The organism is Pantoea sp. SM3640 (genome assembly GCF_015654165.1).
GTDB lineage: Bacteria > Pseudomonadota > Gammaproteobacteria > Enterobacterales > Enterobacteriaceae > Pantoea > Pantoea vagans.
In genome coordinates, this window is the sequence record NZ_CP064872.1 from 2594497 (window position 1) to 2611829 (window position 17333).

The window sequence follows — 17333 nt, forward strand, 5'->3', positions numbered from 1 at the left end:
ATACTCTCTTATTGTTCACTCACGCTAAGCCAGCGCTGCAGGCGTTCAAACAGGCGATCGCTCACTATTGCCAGCAGCGCCACCAGTAGTGCTCCCTGAATTACATAAGCTGTATTAAACCCGCTCAGGCCGATAATCACCGGCGACCCCAGACTTTTCGCGCCCACCGTCGAAGCGATAGCCGCGGTGCCGATGTTAATGATTACCGACGTGCGTATCCCGGCGATGATCACCGGTGCAGCCAGCGCCAGTTCAATCTGCCACAACCGCTGCCAGCTACTCATGCCGACCCCGATGGCAATCTCCCGGCTGCTGGCGGGTACGCTATCAATGCCCGCCAGCGTACCCTGTAAAATCGGCAGTAATCCGTACAGCAGCAGCGCCACCACCGCCGGCCACGCGCCAAAGCCCATTACCGGCACCGCAATCGCCAGTACCGCCACCGGCGGAATAGTCTGCCCCGCCGCCACGATAGTTTCCATCAGCGGCCGGAAAGCGCGCCCCGCTCGCCGGGTCACCAGCACACCGCTGCCAATGCCGATAACAATGGCCAGCAGGCTGGCGGTGACCACCAGAAACAGATGCGCCAGCGTCAGCTGCCAGAAGCTCTCCTGCTGATAGAGTGGCCGTGCCAGTTCGGGAAACCAGCGGTGAAACAGCGGCCCGCTGTAAGGCATCAGGGTCAGCAGCGCGCCATAGAACAGCACCAGCCACAGCAGCGGATCCCTTAGCCTGCGCATGTTAAGCCCTCGCGCAATTGCAGCAGGTCGCCAAAGTGGAGCACGCCCAGCGGCTGCTGCCGATCGTCAACGACCGGCAGTTTATCAGTGCGCCGGGCGATAAACTGCGATAGCGCATCCCGCAGCGTCAGTGCGGCAGCGATCGGTTCGCCTGCAAACCATTCTCCACGCCGTACCGCATTTCCGACCTGTTCCAGCGACAGCAGCCGGACGCCCATCTCGCTGCGGCCAAAGAAGTCGCGCACAAAGTCATTTTTTGGCTGGGTCAGCAGCTCTGCCGGCCTGCCCTGCTGGACAATTTCACCGTTATCCATCAGCACGATGCGATCTGCCAGCGTCAGCGCTTCGTCGATGTCATGCGTCACCAGCACGATGGTGCGGCCCGACAGCCGATGAATACGCAGCATCTCCTGCTGCAGCACGCCGCGCGTCACCGGATCGAGTGCGCCGAACGGCTCATCCATCAGCAGCACTTCCGGGTCAGCCGCCAGTGCCCGCGCCACGCCCACCCGTTGCTGCTGCCCGCCGGAGAGCTGATGCGGATAGCGATTCAGCAGCTGCGCGTCAAGGTTCAGCAGCGCCAGCAGCGCCGCGATGCGCTCATCGATCTGCGCTCTGGACCAGCCCAGCAGGACCGGCACCGTGGCGATATTCTTCCGCACCGTCCAGTGCGGAAACAGGCCAATCGACTGAATGGCATAGCCCATGCGTCGGCGTAATATACGGGCATCGAGCTGGCGAATCGACTCACCGGCAAAGCGGATCTCACCACTATCAAACTCCACCAGCCGGTTGATCATTTTCAGCGTGGTCGATTTGCCGGAGCCGGAGGTACCGAGCAGTACGCAGAATTCCCCTTTTGCTACCTGCAGCGACAGATTTTTTACCGCCGCTTTACCGTTAAAGGCGCGGGAAACGCCATCAAACTCAATCATCTTTTCTCTCCAGCAGTGAGATCAGCAGGCGGAACAGCGCATCAATGACGACCGCCAGCGCAATCACCGGGATAACGCCCAGCAACACCAAATCCAGCGCACTGCTTAACAGCCCCTGGAAAATAATCGCGCCAAAGCCGCCCGCACCAATCAGCGCCGCCACCACCGCCATGCCCAGCGTCTGCACGACGACGACACGCAGGCCCGCGAGCCAGACCGGCAGCGCCAGCGGCACGTCCACCGCGATAAACTGCTGCCAGCCGCTCATGCCCGTGCCGCGCGCGCTTTCGCGCACCTCCTGCGGCACCTGTTGTAAACCTACGACCACGCTGCGCACCAGCGGCAACAGTGCATAAAGCACCAGGGCGATCAGCGCCGGGGCCATACCAATGCCGCTGATACCCCAGTCACCGAGCCACGGAAAATGCTGAGCCAGACCGGCCAGCGGCGCAATCAGCAGACCAAACAGCGCCACTGACGGCACCGTCTGAATCACATTCAGTACACCGAAGACACTTCCCTGCCAGCCGGGCCGCCGGAACAGCGTGACGCCCAGCGGCAGCGCAATCATCAATGCAGGCAAGACCGTACCGGCCAGTAGCGTAAGATGACGGCTCAGCGCCGCATCAAACACCGCATGACGGTTGGCATACTCTTTCAGCAGGGAGAGATCGGCGAGCTGGCCACTGAACAGCAGCAACAGCGGCAGGAGCCAGACCTGCAGATTAAGCAGCAGCTGTGCCAGCCGATGCGGGGTCAGCTGCCGCACCTGATCGGTGATCAGCAGCAGGATCAGCGCACCGCTGCACCACAGGCCGCTGGCAAAGCTGGTGCGCGCCAGACGGCTGCCCTGCTGACTCAGCAACGTTGCCTGATGACCGCTGAGCCAGATGATCGCCGCCAGCATCAGTTCAGCCGCCAGCAGCGCCACCATCAGCGTGACGCGCCCGGACTGACGCCACAGCAGCAGCCACAGCGTCACCAGCGGCAGCAGCAACAGCCCGAAGCGGTTTATCTGCCAGCCCATCAGGGGTTCACCCGCCACCAGACGATTCGGGGCGAAGTTAAGGAACGGCAAAGTCACCAGCGCCAGGCTCAGCAGCGTCAGCAGCAGCAAAGCCACCGGCTGCTGAGCCGGACGGCGTATCGCGTCCCGCGATATCTGCATCGGTTACAGCAGCTTTTTCTGCTGCAGCCACTCGGTCGCTACGCTGCTGGCGTCCTGGCCGTCGACCGCAATTTTGGCGTTGAGCTGTTGCAGCGTTTTTTCATCAAGCGCGCTGAAGACTGGCTTCAGCCAGTCGGCAATCTGCGGATAGGCTTTAAGTACTGATTCGCGGATCACCGGCGTCGGCGCGTAAATCGGCTGAACACCTTTGGGATCGCTGAGCGTCTGCAGACCCAGTGCCGCCACCGGACCGTCGGTGCCGTAGGCCATCGCCGCGTTAACGCCAGAGGTCTGCTGCGCCGCCGCGCTGATGGTCACAGCAGTATCGCCGCCCGCCAGCGACAGCAGCTGATCCTGCTTGAGGTCAAAGCCGTAGGCTTTTTCAAAGGCCGGTAAAGCATCGCTGCGTTCGATAAATTCGGCTGAGGCGGCCAGTTTGAAGGTGCCGCCCTTTTTCAGAAAGGCGCTGAGATCGGCCAGCGAGGTGAGCTGGTTTTTCTCCGCCAGGTCTTTACGCACGGCAATGGTCCAGGTGTTGTTGGCCGGAGCCGGTGTCAGCCACACCAGATGGTTTTTCTCCGCATCCAGCTTCTTCACCTTTTCGTAGCCAGCGGCGGCATTCTTCCAGGCGCTGTCTTTTTCATCATTGAAGAAAAACGCGCCGTTGCCGGTATATTCGGGGTAGATATCAAGCTCGCCCGCCGTGATGGCACCGCGTACCACCTGTGTTGTGCCGAGCTGGATTTTATTGACGGTTTTTACGCCGTGCTTTTCCAGAACCTGAAGGATTACGTTGCCCAGCAGTGATCCTTCAGTATCAATTTTGGAGCCGACCCGCACAGGATCCGCCGCCTGTGCCATCCCCATACTGAGCAGCAACGCGCTGACTCCCACCCAACCCCGAATTCTGACCATGGTCTTTTCCTTATCGCAGTTTGTTGTTTTTGCATGATGTTTTCGCGTGATGACTCGCAAGGCATGAGACGCCTTAGCGTTGAGGCTGCTCGCCTGCCGCTGAGAGGGAGACTGACAAGGCGTGCAGCGGAAATAATCTGCCTTAAAAGCGTAGCCTGGCGCGGCGGCGATGCAGCTGACTTTATCGCAAATTGATAACGATTTGGGATTAAAAAATTATTATCTATAACCGAAATGAATTTACGTCTGGGCGTCTAAACGGCTATTCTCGAAAATCTGTTTTTATAATAAAAGACGTACAACATCATGTCCGACCTGACCTCTTCCGCCCATGTGGCAACAGCAGGGAGTTCGCCCGGTGGCGAAACACAGTGGATTCGCAGCGCAGCTGACGTCTCCCGTTTAGTGAACAGCGGCGACAGCGCCCGTAACAATGCCCGTATTGTGGTGGCGATTGCACTGGGCGGCGTGTTCCTTGACGCCTACGACCTGGGCGCGCTGGCGTTTGGCATTAAAGACATCACGCGCGAGTTTAGTCTCACTCCGACCGGCACCGGCATGGTCGCCTCGGCCATCACCTTCGGCGCGATCATCGGCGCGCTGATTGGCGGCTATCTCACCGACAAAATTGGCCGTTATCGGGTCTTTATGGCCGATATGTTCTTTTTCGTGGTGGCCGCCATCGCCTGTGCGTTTGCCCCGAACGAGTCTGTGCTGGCTGGCGCGCGCTTTGTGATGGGACTGGGCGTCGGGATCGATCTGCCGGTGGCGATGGCGTTTCTGGCGGAGTTTTCAAAGCTACGCGGCAAGGGGAATAAAGCCGCCAGCGTGGCGATGTGGTGTCCGACCTGGTACGCGGCGATCAGCATCTCTTATCTGCTGGTGCTGCTGCTTTATGCGGTGTTGCCTGAAAGCCACACCGACTGGCTCTGGCGGCTGATCCTCGGTTTTGGGGCCGTTCCGGCGATTGTTATCATCGCCATCCGCAGCCGTTACATGAGTGAATCGCCGGTATGGGCGGCTAATCAGGGCGATCTGAACGGGGCCGCCGCGATTTTACGCAGTGCCTGGAACATCAACGCGCAGGTGGCACCCGACGCCGGGCTGACCGCTGCCACCCCCGTGCGCAAGGCGAGCTGGCGCAACTATGGCGCGCTGCTGCAGGGCGTTTATCGCCGCCGCACGCTGCTGGCGACCATCACCTCTATCGCCTCGTCGTTTGCCTATAATGCGGTGGCGTTTGGTCTGCCGGTGATTATCTCCAGCTTCTTTGCTCAGTCGATGCTCACCACCATTCTGGTGTCACTGGCGCTGAATCTGCTGTTCGCCTTTGTCGGCGGGATTCTGGCGGTGCGACTGGTGCCGCGTCTGGGTGCGTGGAAGATGTCGGTGGCGGGTTATGGCTGTCAGTGCGTGGCGCTGCTGGGTCTGGCGCTGATTGGTCGTCCGGAAGGCGGTCAGGAAGCCGCGCTGGCGATCGGCATGCTGGCGCTGTTCCTGTTTGGTCAGGGCTTCGGGCCGGGGTCTCATACCATGACCTTTGCGTCGCTGAGCTACCCGACTTCGCTGCGCGGCGTGGGCGTCGGCTTCAACCAGACGCTGATGCGCGGCAGTTCGACTGTGTCGCTGTTTCTGTTCCCGGTGCTGGTTGCCGCGCTGGGCACTGGCGTGTTCTGGGTGATCTTCCTGGCCCCGCTGGCCGGACTGCTGGCGCTGCTGGCGATCCGCTGGGAACCATCAGGCTATGATGTGGATGCAGAGGATTTTGAGCTGCCGCGTTAAACAGCGGTCAGGGCGTAAATAGAGCGCAGGAAAACCGCACCTCGGTGCGGTTTTTTTATGCCGTTACGGCCGGGAAAGGAAACTGCTCCAGATAGTCCGGGATACGCGGGAAGGTATGCAAAAACCACGGCGTAAACTGCTGCGGCTGCTGCTGCATCTGCTGCTCAATCAGCGTCATCGGACGATAATCGAAGGCATCGGCTTCCTGCGGATTCAGCTGCGGCAGGCTGTCGCAGACGGCAAAGAAGACGTGACCATATTCATGCTCGGTCAGGCCGTTGCTCAGCTTCAGGTTATAGCTCAGCTCAAATACCGGCGTCAGCGTCACGATCATCCCCATCTCTTCACGCAGACGGCGCTCGGCGGCGTCGCGGGTCGATTCATGCGGATAAGGATGGCCACAGCAGGTATTACTCCACAAGCCACCACAGTGATATTTATCGCTGGCACGCCGCTGCAGTAACAGCTCCTGCCGGGAATTGAAGACGTAGACCGTCACCGCGCGGTGCAGTAATCCTTTTTCATGCACTTCCAGCTTTTCCATTTTGCCGGTGGGACGATCGAGGTGGTCAACGAGGATAACTTCAATAGCAGACATGGCTTTTCCTTGAGATTATTCCCAACTATTCTGGCACAGAATAAGCAGTCTGGGGGGAACATCGCGGAATTTTTGCGCGTCTCAGGCGGAGATAAGCAGATGAAGCAGAGAGAAAATCAGGCCAGCAAGGCTGGCCTGAAAGAGGATTACAGTCGGAAGCTCTGAACCACCTGCTCAAGCTGGGTGCTCTGCGACTCCATCGCCTGCGCGGCAGCAGAAACCTGCTCTACCAGCACGGCGTTCTGCTGTGTGGTGCCATCAAGCTGAGTAATCGCCACGTTAACCTGTTCGATACCCAGGCTCTGCTCGCGGCTGGCGGACATGATTTCGCTCATCAGGGTCGTTACGCTGCTTACCCCCTTCATCAGCTCATCCATGGTCTGACCCGCCTGCTCAACCAGCGCGCTGCCGGTATCGATGTTTGCCACGGATTCTTCGATTAGCTTTTTAATCTCACGCGCCGAGTTAGCTGAACGCTGCGCCAGGTTACGTACTTCCGATGCAACTACCGCAAAACCACGGCCCTGTTCACCGGCCCGGGCAGCTTCTACCGCAGCGTTGAGTGCCAGGATGTTGGTCTGGAAGGCGATGCTGTCGATCACACTGATGATGTCGACCACTTTACGGGACGAGTGATGAATCTCACCCATCGTGGTGACCACCTGACGGACTACTTCGGTGCCACGCGCGGCCACCTGCGAGGCATCGCCCGCCAGCTGGTTAGCGTGAGTGGCGTTGTCGGCGTTCTGACGCACGGTGCCGGTCAGCTGCTCCATCGACGCGGCCGTTTCAACAATCGAGCTGGCCTGATCTTCGGTACGGGAGGAGAGATTGGCGTTGCCGCTGGCAATTTCGCGCGAGGCAGCGGTAATCGCCAGTGCGCTGTCGCCCACCTGCTGCAACAGTCCCTGCAGATAGCTGATGAACTGGTTAAAGCTCTGCGCGACAGCGTTGAACTCCGGGCTGTTGCTGGCTGGCAGACGCTGGGTCAGATCGGCACCACCGGTCGACAGCGCTTCGATGTTGCTGTTCAGCACGTTGAGGCGTTTCATCATGGCGCGGACAAAGCCCAGCGACACCAGCAGCAGAATGACCGCCAGTGGGATCTGCACCAGACCCAGACGGGTCAGCATGTTGTGCGACTGCGCTTTCAGCAGGCTGGTTGGCAGGCTGCTGGCGAGATACCACGGGCTGCCAGGAATGGCCTGCACGAACAGGGTCTGCTCGCCTTCGCTGCTGTCATAGGTGGTTTCCAGCGGCTGATTGCCCACGCCGTTCAGCAGCGTTTTCAGCGGCGCGGCCATCGGCATCTGCACGTCAGCCAGGTTCTCCAGCTTCGGCGCGGCATTCACCAGCGCGCCATTGCCCACGACTTTGCCGTCAGCTTCGACTATCAGCACATTGCCGTGAATAGTTTCACCCATCTGCTTCGCCAGCTGGTTAAAGAACCCCAGGGTCACGTCGATGGTGGCAACACCCCAGGCCGAGCCATTGCGGTAGATAGCCATGGCGCAGTTGGTACGCGGCTGCGGGCTGGCGGCATCCTGATAGGCTTTTGCCCAGGCGCACTGCCCTTTCGCGGCAGCCAGACCATCTTTGTACCAGGGTTGCTCCCAGTATTTATCGGCGGCGTCGGAGTTCCAGTAGGTGTTGACCTGTAATTCATTGCTGGCATTACGGGCAAAGAAGCTGCTGTCTTTCTCTTTGGCCGGATCGCGACGGTTTGGCAGTGGCCAGATACCGCCACCAAACACATTGCTGTCCTGATACTGGTTCACCAGCGTCGGTAACAGGGTGTCGATAGTGGCGCTGTCCATGACAGAGGCAGCTTCGGTAATCGCACGCTGCTGTGCCTGCACGCGGTTCATCTGTTCAACGATGCCGGAGGCGAGTGAATCGACCTGATAGCGGACCAGACGACTTTCGCTGTCGACCAGCTGTGGCGCGACGAACTGATTGATGACCCAAACTGTAACGAGTAAAAGCGCAACAAAGAACGCGATCATTGTTGCGGTGAAGCGGGATTGTGTTGTTTTAAACATCTTTGTTCCCCTGAACCTGGTGCGGCGCGATTGCCTGATCCGGGTTAACGGCTCACTAAACAGGAACTTGAGATGAGCGGGATCACATATTTGAGAAATGTTTGATTTTTGTAAAAATTTAATTTCAAGACGGGACTATCACGTCCCCGACTGTTGCCGGGGATCGCGTGAACAGGCGCGTTATTGCTGGCCTATTCCTCAGGATTGATCACCTGCTGGCGCGGACGGAAGACATGATCGTTGCCCTCCGCTGTTAACAATTCCCGTAACTTCTGGCCGCCATGTTCATCGGCCTGCGCGAACTGACGCTCCGCTTCGGTGACAGGCGTGGTCCAGAGCAAAGCAGGTCGATCGCCATCGCGCTTGGGCAGCTTGAACTGCGCGTGTTCGGTTGCCAGTTCATTCGCCAGCAGGAAGCTTTCAAAGCCGACGGGAGCCACTTCCGACGCCAGCGTGTGGCCCTCACCCAGCCAGGTGAGCCGCGCCCACGGCAGATGCACGAACTCCGCCAGTGCACTCGCCATCTGCACCGCGTTGCCTTCGGTCATGATTTCACCGTCGACCGCCATGCCCAGTTCGATACGGCGATACTGCGGTGCCAGCTCATCAAACAGGTAATCGACCTGCGGCATGGGCCGGATGCTCATGCCGAGCGTCAGGAAATACCATACGCCCTGATGCCAGTGCTGCGAGATCGCCATCGGCGGCCAGCTGCCCTGATCGATCGCGTAATATTTCACTGACTCGCCAAAGCGCGCCTGATAGCAGGCCATAAGATCCTGCTGGACCCTGTCCCACTCGCTGCCGTCGTGCCATTCGCGCCAGAACTGACGCTGATGCTCCGCACGGGCGTAGTAGTCGTTGGTCGATGCCGAGCCCAGCGGGGCCGTCAGCCGGTTCTTTTTGATGCAGCCCGCAGAGAAGCTCACCTGCTTCTCCTGATAGAGGCTCCAGCCGGGGATCACCGCCAGCAGCTGGCCGTAATACCACAGCGCCGCGCCATCATCAGAAGGCTCCCACAGCACCTGCAGACCCGCCGGGTCCAGCGCGGGCTCCGCTTCCAGATTACGGCAATACTCGGCGCTGAGCAGCGGCGCGATGCCCTGCTCCATTGCCTCACGATCTTCCTGTGCCGGTGCAGGCAGCAGGTTACGAAGCCAGCAGCCACGCACCGCATACTGACTGCGGAACAGGTCGGTTGGCCAGATGTAAAAATAGGCGGTGCGCTCATCCTGTTCGACAATGGCGGTCAGGGTGCGCTGCTGATTGTGGACTTCAGCAATCAGGGATTTGTACGTCATAGTGCCTCGACAAAGCCTGGAGGAATCCATTTTCCCCGAGAATAGAGCAGGATCCTGGCTGCCGCACGCTGAGACAAGGGTAATAGTCTCAAAGTGTGGGGAGTTGGGGGTTGGATAAAGCAGGGTAAAGGCTGTAAGAAGAAGCGAGGCCTGATTTCAACGTCATGCGAGATAGCGGCTTTGGGGCTATTGGAGCAAACAAAAACAGAGCCTGCAGGTTTCTGCCCACTCCTCACTAAGAATAAAAAGGCTAATCCGCACGCACATGGGTCCCTTGCGCAAGGTCTCCCGCCAATAAAAGTTTGTCCATTCTGCGGTGCTATTGAGTCGGATACGGAAGACGCGCCTGATTTCATAACTTACTGATAATCATCCTGACTGGCATCCTCTTAACTTTTATCCTTACTTTCAGGTCATAAGAAAAGCTCATGTTGAACAGGATCGGTACTATTCCCGATACATGACTCTTTTTTATGATATCCGGCAGTATTTACCTTGCTTAATCAACACAACCAATCTGAATGAAAGATAAATCACTTTCCTGTGAATAAATTAAAACTTGACAACTATGACCTCAACTGTAAATTAGGGCAACCGCTCTAATTTAGAGTTTTTACTATCATTCTCTTTTTCACTGTCTGTTTATTTTTTCTGTCGAACACTAAGGGATATGTAATGAAGTCCGATAAATTCCGTTGCAGACGCTATCTGGGCGCTTTTGTCTTTACCTCAGCATTGATGGCAGCCTCGGCAGGCTATGCGCCAGCAGCCTATTCTGATGGCACAAACCCCGTTAACATCGCTGTTTATCGGGGGGAAGCTGGCTGTGAAGGTTGCTCAGAAATGGTGGTGAAATCGCTTGTAAAAACAGGTTTGAATCTCTCTGTCAGCTATATTGGAGAAAATGAGAATTTAAAACTAAACAGCAGTAATCTCAAAAAATTTGACCTCTATATTCAGCCAGGGGGCGGACAGGATATTCCCGCAGCTTATAATGCTATAGGCGATGAGGGTGCAGAAGCCATCCGGAATTTTGTTCGCTCTGGTAAGGGATTTCTTGGCCTTTGCATGGGCGCTTATCTTGCTGATAAAGACTGGATAGGTCTGATCGACGCACCTCTGGATACCGAAGCAGGAAGACCGGGCGCAGAAGCTACGGATGAGGACGATTACACGTTAACAATACTGTGGGGAGGAAAGAAAGAATCAGCTTATTATCAGGATGGTCCTTATCTGAATAACAGTTCCGCCAGCAGAGGGTTCACTCCCATCGCCTGGTACAGTAATGGCGATGTTGCCATGGCGGCCTATACCTATGGAAAAGGGAAAGTGGTACTGACCGGACCTCACCCTGAAGCTGACGAAAGCTGGATCGATGCCAGCCAACCAGGATACATCCCCACTGAGCGCAAAATGATAAAACTACTGAAATATCTGGACGTCAGTCATCAATGAGCACGGGTAAAGCCGGAACGTCTGCGCTCATCTTTATCTCACCATCTGAAGAGAAAACTTAAAAATTTCTTCAAGAAAGAGAGCGCGTTTTTCAGCAGAATAATCAAGTATGATCATGCTTGAATAACCATCAAGCACAGCCGCAATTTGTCGGGCTGAAACCTGACTATTGGCAGAGGTAAATTCCCCCACTTCGATACCACGCGTAATGATATCTTCGACGATGTCATTCCACTGCATTAAATTGGCGTGAATAAGGTCAGCATAACGCTGATCTCTTGCTGAAAGAGGCCATATTTCAAGATAGAGAATCCAGTGCGAAGAGGGAGCATCTGGCAGCAGATAATCTAAAAAAAACAATAGCTCCTCTGATATTGTGCCAGTTTTGCGCTCTTTTAATTTCAGGAGATAGTCATTAACATCATCATCCAGCATCTTTTTTATGGCGTCGAGCTTAAGCTCATCCCAGTTACTATAGTAATGATACATATGGCTTCTGGAAATATTAAGCCGGGCATTCAGGTCTCGCGTTGAGACATTGTTCAGCCCCTTCTCTTTAAAAAGGTTCAAAGCGGCTTTCTTTATAAGATCTTTGAATGAATCGACTTTCATTTTCAATAACGTCTTTTTAAATTTTCATTTTCGCATAATACCAGTTTCAGGAACTCAACGCTAACAGCTATAAAAGGTAAGCTGCGGCATATATCAGCCTTAACTTATAACGCGACGCCTGCTTCGTCATTCTGATCGTCAGGCGCTTCTGGCTGATGCTGCTGCTTATACTGGCTGGTACGGTGGCAGCATCTTCGCTTCTGATTAGCATTAATCCCGCCTGGTCAGCGTTCGGCCTGGGTGTGGCTTTAATCGTATATGCTGTTTTAGCGATAGTTTCTCCATCGCTTACCGTTACTCAGGCTCGGGAGAAAGGGTTGTCACCCGTTACTGGCTTCATAACAGGCCTGCTAACCGGTGCGACAGGTCTATTTGTTATGCCAGCCGTTCTCTATCTTCAGTCGCTTCGTTTCAGTAACGATGAACACGTCCAGGCCCCTGGCCTGTCATTTACCGTGTCTACGATTGCGCTGGCGGCAGGACTTTAGCTTCATGACGCGTTCCGGATAGAGCAATTTTCACTTTCATTTATATCCATACTCCCTGCTCTGGCCGGAATGTGGCTCGGCCAGAAGGTGCGGGCACGTATTAGTCCCATGCGCTTCAGGCAGTGTTTTCTTCTGTTTTTAATTATGCTGGGCATAGAGTCGATTTCACGCCCTTTTATCTGATTTATCAGGCGTAAAGTAGCGGCGCACAGCCGAGAGGTTGCCTGATACTAAAGGTCACTAAGCAGTGATGATGAAATGAGCAGACACCCCTGTTGAACATTGCTGAAACGATCAGGTGAAGTGTTCTTAGTGGGCAAACGGACCACATTGGATTTTTGCTTGTGTCACAAAGGGGACATTTCAGCCCGGAAAGAAATCGTAAAACTCCGTCACGAAAACGTTTGAGTCAGATGGCCCTTTCATGCGCACGCCATTGAACTCCATTTGTCGTGGTTGAAACGCCGGTTAGCCTTAACGAGAAACAAAAGGCGCTGCTACGTAAGCTGGAAGAGGGCTTTGGTGGTGTGGTGGGAAAGAAGAACAGTCGGCGTTCAAAAAGCTTTCCCGATGGCGTCAAAAAGTTTTTCGACAATTTGACTCGCTAAGCGGAAACGCAACGGTAAACATAAAAAGCCCCTGCAGTGCAGGGGCTTTTTTAATTGCTGTACTATTCAGCACAACATATCCGTTAAGGGGAACTCAGAAATTTCTCTCAAGTTTCCGCTTTCGTTGTCGATAACCTGATTGCTGGCTGAGTGATGATTACACTCAGCTTTTTTTCATTTCTGGCGATAAGGATATTTATGAACAAGCTTTGTGTTGCGGCGTTGTTGGCTCTGAGTTTAACCGGCTGTGCGCAGCAGACTTTCGTGATGAAACAGAACCAGGTTGGCGCGGCGACGAAAACGACCAGCCAGCCGTTCTTTGTTTCAGGTATCGGTCAGCGTAAGAGCATTGATGCGGCACGGGTGTGCGGCAGCCCGGAAAAAGTTAGCCGGGTTGAAGTGCAGCAGACGTTTGTTAATGGCTTACTGAGCGTGGTGACGTTTGGTATCTACACGCCACGTGAAGCGCGCGTTTATTGCGCCATCTGATAATGCCTCAGGCCGGTTCGCCGGCCTAATCCTGCCTGCTATTTTCCATGTTCAGTGATTAAAATACATTGATATGTTGTAACTATTAAATTGTGCTGTCGCACCGTTGCGCGGCTTGCCTGCTGACGACGTTACCCGGAACGAGTTCAGGTAACATCGCCCAGCCTGGTAAAAGCAGTGGTTAAGCTGTTAGACATTAAAGTCCACTATGAGCGAAGAGCGGACGTTGGTACTTTTACATCCATAAGAGTATTTTTATAAACAGTCGCCATTCATTTTCTCGACTACCTGCGCGGCACTTTGGCGCGCAGGGCTTGGAATGTAAATTACAAAAAATACCTAAGACGTGAAGCTAAAGGGCAGACATGACAGCATATTCAAACGCTGATGCGGCAAGAGACTTGCGCTCGGCCTTAGGCAAGGCACCCGTTGGCGCTGTGAACGGAGAATGGTTCTTTATAACCGAACAGGCTGGCGTCTCCTCACTAACTGGAGGCTACATGTATGCAGATGGGAGTCACATTGCAGAGGGGAACCACGCCCTTCAAACGGTCCGGGAGGTTGTCGAGAAAATTGAAGCATCACATTTACAGCCTTTTAATAAGGTCATCGTTCGCTGGACAGGATCTAAAATACCGTTAATACGCGGGCGCGTTACAGTTGATACACTGTTCGATAAGACAATCGTGCCGCGCGGTCCTCAAGACCCAATTTATGAGGCCGCCGCTATAGCAAGACGAGCCTTTTGGGAAAGGTATGGCAGTGTCTCAGATCACTTTGTAGCTGAACGAGATGACGCAAACGTACACAACCAGACGAACTGGTTCGGGCCCCATCGTCGAGTACTCAACATTAAGAGCAAAACGACATTTACGCTGGCCACCGATGGCCTCTCGACGCCCTGGGCCGGCATTGCTGACCCGGAAAATGGCGTAGGCTGCGAACTTTTCATGGAATTAGACGCTTCAACTACCATCAGCCATCCGATGGATGACTGGGCATCTCTCTTAATTAGTTTGGGCGATCTCGTTGCTGATGGGTATCAGGTTACTGACGATGTTGAAAAATATGGCGCAATCCTGTTTTGTACGCTTACAGACGAATATCACCCATTGAGCCGAATCATTCTCAGTCTTGATGACCGCAGGATTGATAATTTACCTTTTGGCTCAGTTCCGCTGATCCTTGTCACGCCGATAGCAGAAACCGAGATTGAACACCTGGGCCCATCTGATGAATGGGCATCACGCGCAGCAAAACATGCACTCGCGGAACGGCAGAGAGAAACGTAGAAATTAGGCGTTATTCACGCTCCTTGCGAGGCCGAGTGAGTTCAGTCACCTTCTTAACATAATGAAGTTGAAGGGCCGCTGTGAGCGATGAGCGGAAGTTCATAATTCTTTAGACAATACTCTTGAGCGGTTATGCTAGAAATAAACAGCTACAAAGAGAGTGGGAATGACATTGTTTGAAGAATGTAAGGAGTTGCTCAAGGCAGATTTTGATGTTGTGGAAGGAGATGACTTGAGCATAGTAATGGATATTTTTCATCAATATCCATGGTATAGCGGTAAACTTATGTGGTCCGAAATGGATTTTAGCGATCATGGAATCACTCATGAGATGTTTAATGGGAGCGGCTTAGGCAATGAGGCTGTATTCGTCATAGCGGATGATGCTGATGTGCCTGTGTTCAGAACCCATCTACAACTCATTTTCGATAATATCTACGATGTCATTGCCATATCACCTGACCTATTTATTTTTAATGATCATCTAATGATGAAGCCATTGTTTCCTCATGATTTTATACGGTTTAGTTTACGAAAGTGATCAGCAAAAGTACTGACTATTAACCCACATATTATTACATTCTGATGTTTGCAGCGTCCGCTTCTGGTACAAACGGACATACGTGCTGCAAGGTCCGCTAAGAGCGAACAGTAGACGTTATTTTCCGGCGTAATAGTCTTTCGGGATGAAATGTCTGATTTGCTGGATTGCCATAACCGCACTGATCTACGGCATGAAGAAGGGTTCAGGAAGAGTAAACCCGGGCTGGTCAGCATTCTGAGCAGCCCGCTAAAACTATTTCAGATGCTCACGAAGCAGACTACCCGCCTGAGTCAGTGAGGCCTGAACTTCAGGAACTTCGGCGAGAGCATTCAGCAGTCCGTAATCATGTATCATGCCGTTATAACGCACCTGAACCACGTCCACGCCGGCTGCGTTAAGCTTACGGGCGTAAGCTTCCCCTTCATCCCGCAGCACATCGTTCTCTGCCGTCTGTACAAGCGCTGGCGGGAGACCTTTCAGCTGGGTTTCTGAAGCACGGAGCGGTGAAGCGTATATTTCATTGCGCTTCGCATCGCTGGTTGTGTAATTATCCCAGAACCATTTCATCATATTCCGGGTCAGGAAGCGCTTTGTCGCATATTTTTCGTAGGAGGCTGTGTCAAATTTTGCATCGGTTACCGGCCAGAACAACACCTGGTAACGCAGGTCAGGTCCGTGTTTTTCTTTTGCCATCAGGCTTACCACTGCCGCCATGTTTCCGCCAACGCTGTTTCCCGCGACCGCGAGGCGCTTACCGTCGACACTGATTTCATCGCCATGTTCAGCGACCCACTTTGTGGCACCGTAGGCCTGGTTTATGGCAACCGGATAGTGTGCTTCCGGACTGGGGGTATAGTTTACAAAGACGGCCACCGCACCGGACGCAAGGACCAGGTCCCGGACCATGCGCTGATGCGTCGGGAAATCTCCCAGAACCCATCCTCCTCCGTGGAAAAACATAAAGGCCGGCAGCTTTCCTGAGGCATTTTCAGGCCTGACGATGGTCAGTTCTACGGGCTTACCATCGACCTGAATGGTTTTGTTTGAGGTTGTCACGCCGGAGAGGTCAACTTTCACTGAAGACTGTGCACCGGACAAAACCTTGCGGGCTTCCTCCGGCGAAAGTTTCTCAATGGGTTTTCCATTACCGCTGTTCAGCTGGTCAACGAAAGACTGCGTGTGATGCTCCAGATGAACATCGTTTGAGGCCGCGCCGGCCGCACTCATAGCCAGAAAAATACTGCTGCTAATCAGGGCAGAGGTCACTTTATTCATGATATATCCTTAACAATTAACTGTATCAGGTCAGTGAAAAATCATCCGTACGAATCCAGGTGATGAGACCTAATTATAGTTTAAATGCCAAATAGAGCCTGATTTTAAGGTGTTTTTTTGTTGAGGGTATGAAAATATGGAGAGGATGAATGTCACAAATTAAATGAAAATGTTTTATATATTTTGGATTGCGGAGCCAAATTTAGTCAGGCCTGAAACTGAAGAATCACTTGCGTCCAGCTTCAGGGCAGCCACTGCAGTGCCGGGCTGTCAACGTCCGCTTCTGGCACAAAGCAGACATTTACATATTGGTTCCGGTGGGCGGGTTTCATGCACCACTTCAGTATCGATTGACACCTATCCTTTAAATCTGGCCGACCTATGCATAACAATCTATTTTTGAAGTCAGGGTTAGGACAGCTCTTTCCGCTTAACCAATGGAAAGCTGTAATCAGGTTTAGAAGTTTATGGACTGACACGCAGATAAATACCAGCTATCAGCGAAAAACCCACCCTGACCTGCAGGTGGATTATCAGCCAGGGTAGTTTCTGAAGTTTAAACTGCAGTTTTGCATAAGATGACGGCAGATAACGATGATTCGATATGTCCGTCTGAAAGGCAGGAATACTATAAACGAAGTGTACCGACTTACCGGTTTTGCTCCCTTCGTTATGGACATTCTGTCCAATTATGGCTGTTAATGTGGACCCGTCGCAAGCTTCCCAAATTCTGACAGCATTACGGTTGCTTCATCTATCCGCTGACGGTCGAGTTTATAGAAAACCCAGTTTTTGATACGTTTCGAGTTCACTATTCCGGCCTTAGCCAGAATCTGAAGATGGCCTGTCACGGTCGGCTGACTAAGACCAATCTTTTCGGTAATAAACCCGACACACACCCCATCCTCAACCAGATCGCCATCCTGTTGTTCCGGAAAATGTGACCTGGGATCGGAAAGCCACTCCACCATCACGAGTCGGTGCTCATTGCCGAGGGCGCGGAAGAGGTCAGCCATTGATATTTCAGGATTGTTCATATAGTCATTCTCCTATATAGTTATTTTCCTATATAAATTCTGAGCTCATATT

Annotated in this window: 16 protein-coding genes and 1 pseudogene; 7 read left to right on the forward strand and 10 right to left on the reverse strand. The window is 53.8% G+C overall.

The features are described 5' to 3' along the window. Nucleotides 1-8: 8 nt before the first annotated feature. Genes IV493_RS12070 through IV493_RS12085 form a run of 4 tightly spaced genes read right to left on the reverse strand, consistent with a single transcriptional unit; the run spans nucleotide 9 to nucleotide 3758 of the window. The gene (locus IV493_RS12070) at nucleotides 9-740 is read right to left on the reverse strand and encodes an ABC transporter permease (protein ID WP_033782410.1); all 732 of its coding nucleotides are present in this window, start codon (nucleotides 738-740) and stop codon (nucleotides 9-11) included. After that, nucleotides 728-1675 carry an ABC transporter ATP-binding protein gene (locus IV493_RS12075; RefSeq protein WP_033782408.1) on the reverse strand — a complete coding sequence of 316 codons (948 nt, stop codon included), beginning with the start codon at nucleotides 1673-1675 and terminating at the stop codon, nucleotides 728-730. Before IV493_RS12075 ends, IV493_RS12070 begins: the two co-directional genes overlap by 13 nt. Continuing rightward, nucleotides 1668-2843 carry an ABC transporter permease gene (locus IV493_RS12080; protein WP_195857197.1) on the reverse strand — a complete coding sequence of 392 codons (1176 nt, stop codon included), beginning with the start codon at nucleotides 2841-2843 and terminating at the stop codon, nucleotides 1668-1670. Before IV493_RS12080 ends, IV493_RS12075 begins: the two co-directional genes overlap by 8 nt. 3 nt (nucleotides 2844-2846) lie before the next feature. Then, entirely contained in the window at nucleotides 2847-3758 is a 912-nt protein-coding gene (locus IV493_RS12085) for an ABC transporter substrate-binding protein (protein WP_107319444.1), read from the reverse strand. A 306-nt stretch (nucleotides 3759-4064) separates the two neighbouring features. Between IV493_RS12085 and IV493_RS12090 the strand changes: the two genes are divergently transcribed. Continuing rightward, the gene (locus IV493_RS12090) at nucleotides 4065-5540 is read left to right on the forward strand and encodes an MFS transporter (protein WP_195857198.1); all 1476 of its coding nucleotides are present in this window, start codon (nucleotides 4065-4067) and stop codon (nucleotides 5538-5540) included. 55 nt (nucleotides 5541-5595) lie between these two features. Here IV493_RS12090 and idi read toward each other — a convergent pair whose 3' ends face one another. The 3 genes from idi to IV493_RS12105 form a co-directional block, all read right to left on the reverse strand. Continuing rightward, nucleotides 5596-6138: an isopentenyl-diphosphate Delta-isomerase gene (idi, locus tag IV493_RS12095; RefSeq protein ID WP_013357221.1), complete on the reverse strand. Its 543-nt coding sequence runs from the start codon at nucleotides 6136-6138 to the stop codon at nucleotides 5596-5598. Nucleotides 6139-6284: 146 nt separating this feature from the next. Then, entirely contained in the window at nucleotides 6285-8180 is a 1896-nt protein-coding gene (locus IV493_RS12100) for a methyl-accepting chemotaxis protein (RefSeq protein WP_135909628.1), read from the reverse strand. A gap of 191 nt (nucleotides 8181-8371) precedes the next feature. Continuing rightward, the gene (locus IV493_RS12105; RefSeq protein WP_195857199.1) at nucleotides 8372-9481 is read right to left on the reverse strand and encodes a suppressor of fused domain protein; all 1110 of its coding nucleotides are present in this window, start codon (nucleotides 9479-9481) and stop codon (nucleotides 8372-8374) included. 675 nt (nucleotides 9482-10156) lie between these two features. Between IV493_RS12105 and IV493_RS12110 the strand changes: the two genes are divergently transcribed. Next, nucleotides 10157-10936, forward strand: a complete 780-nt coding sequence (locus IV493_RS12110) for a BPL-N domain-containing protein (protein WP_195857200.1) — start codon at nucleotides 10157-10159, stop codon at nucleotides 10934-10936. A gap of 33 nt (nucleotides 10937-10969) precedes the next feature. Here IV493_RS12110 and IV493_RS12115 read toward each other — a convergent pair whose 3' ends face one another. Continuing rightward, nucleotides 10970-11548, reverse strand: coding sequence for a TetR/AcrR family transcriptional regulator (locus IV493_RS12115; protein ID WP_230299970.1), 579 nt, complete (start codon nucleotides 11546-11548; stop codon nucleotides 10970-10972). A gap of 155 nt (nucleotides 11549-11703) precedes the next feature. Here IV493_RS12115 and IV493_RS18575 point away from each other — a divergent pair, with 155 nt between their 5' ends. The 5 genes and pseudogenes from IV493_RS18575 (at nucleotide 11704) to IV493_RS12140 (ending at nucleotide 14966) form a co-directional block, all read left to right on the forward strand. Then, a complete protein-coding gene (locus IV493_RS18575) occupies nucleotides 11704-12036 on the forward strand; it encodes a hypothetical protein (RefSeq protein ID WP_049788858.1) in 333 nt (110 codons plus the stop codon). A gap of 449 nt (nucleotides 12037-12485) precedes the next feature. Next, nucleotides 12486-12644 (forward strand): annotated as a pseudogene (locus IV493_RS12125) (molecular chaperone DnaJ); the annotation flags it as partial. 198 nt (nucleotides 12645-12842) lie between these two features. Beyond that, complete coding sequence (locus IV493_RS12130; RefSeq protein ID WP_195857201.1) at nucleotides 12843-13133, forward strand: Bor family protein; 291 nt, start codon at nucleotides 12843-12845, stop codon at nucleotides 13131-13133. Between the two features lie 365 nt (nucleotides 13134-13498). After that, entirely contained in the window at nucleotides 13499-14425 is a 927-nt protein-coding gene (locus IV493_RS12135; protein WP_195857202.1) for a hypothetical protein, read from the forward strand. A gap of 166 nt (nucleotides 14426-14591) precedes the next feature. After that, nucleotides 14592-14966 carry a hypothetical protein gene (locus tag IV493_RS12140; RefSeq protein WP_195857203.1) on the forward strand — a complete coding sequence of 125 codons (375 nt, stop codon included), beginning with the start codon at nucleotides 14592-14594 and terminating at the stop codon, nucleotides 14964-14966. Between the two features lie 255 nt (nucleotides 14967-15221). Here the strand turns inward: IV493_RS12140 and IV493_RS12145 are convergent, their stop codons facing one another. Both IV493_RS12145 and IV493_RS12150 read right to left on the reverse strand, forming a co-directional pair. Then, on the reverse strand, nucleotides 15222-16196 hold the full coding sequence (locus IV493_RS12145; protein WP_230300009.1) for an alpha/beta hydrolase: 975 nt from the start codon (nucleotides 16194-16196) through the stop codon (nucleotides 15222-15224). 746 nt (nucleotides 16197-16942) lie between these two features. After that, nucleotides 16943-17281, reverse strand: coding sequence for a helix-turn-helix transcriptional regulator (locus tag IV493_RS12150; protein ID WP_195857205.1), 339 nt, complete (start codon nucleotides 17279-17281; stop codon nucleotides 16943-16945). Nucleotides 17282-17333 lie beyond the last annotated feature (52 nt).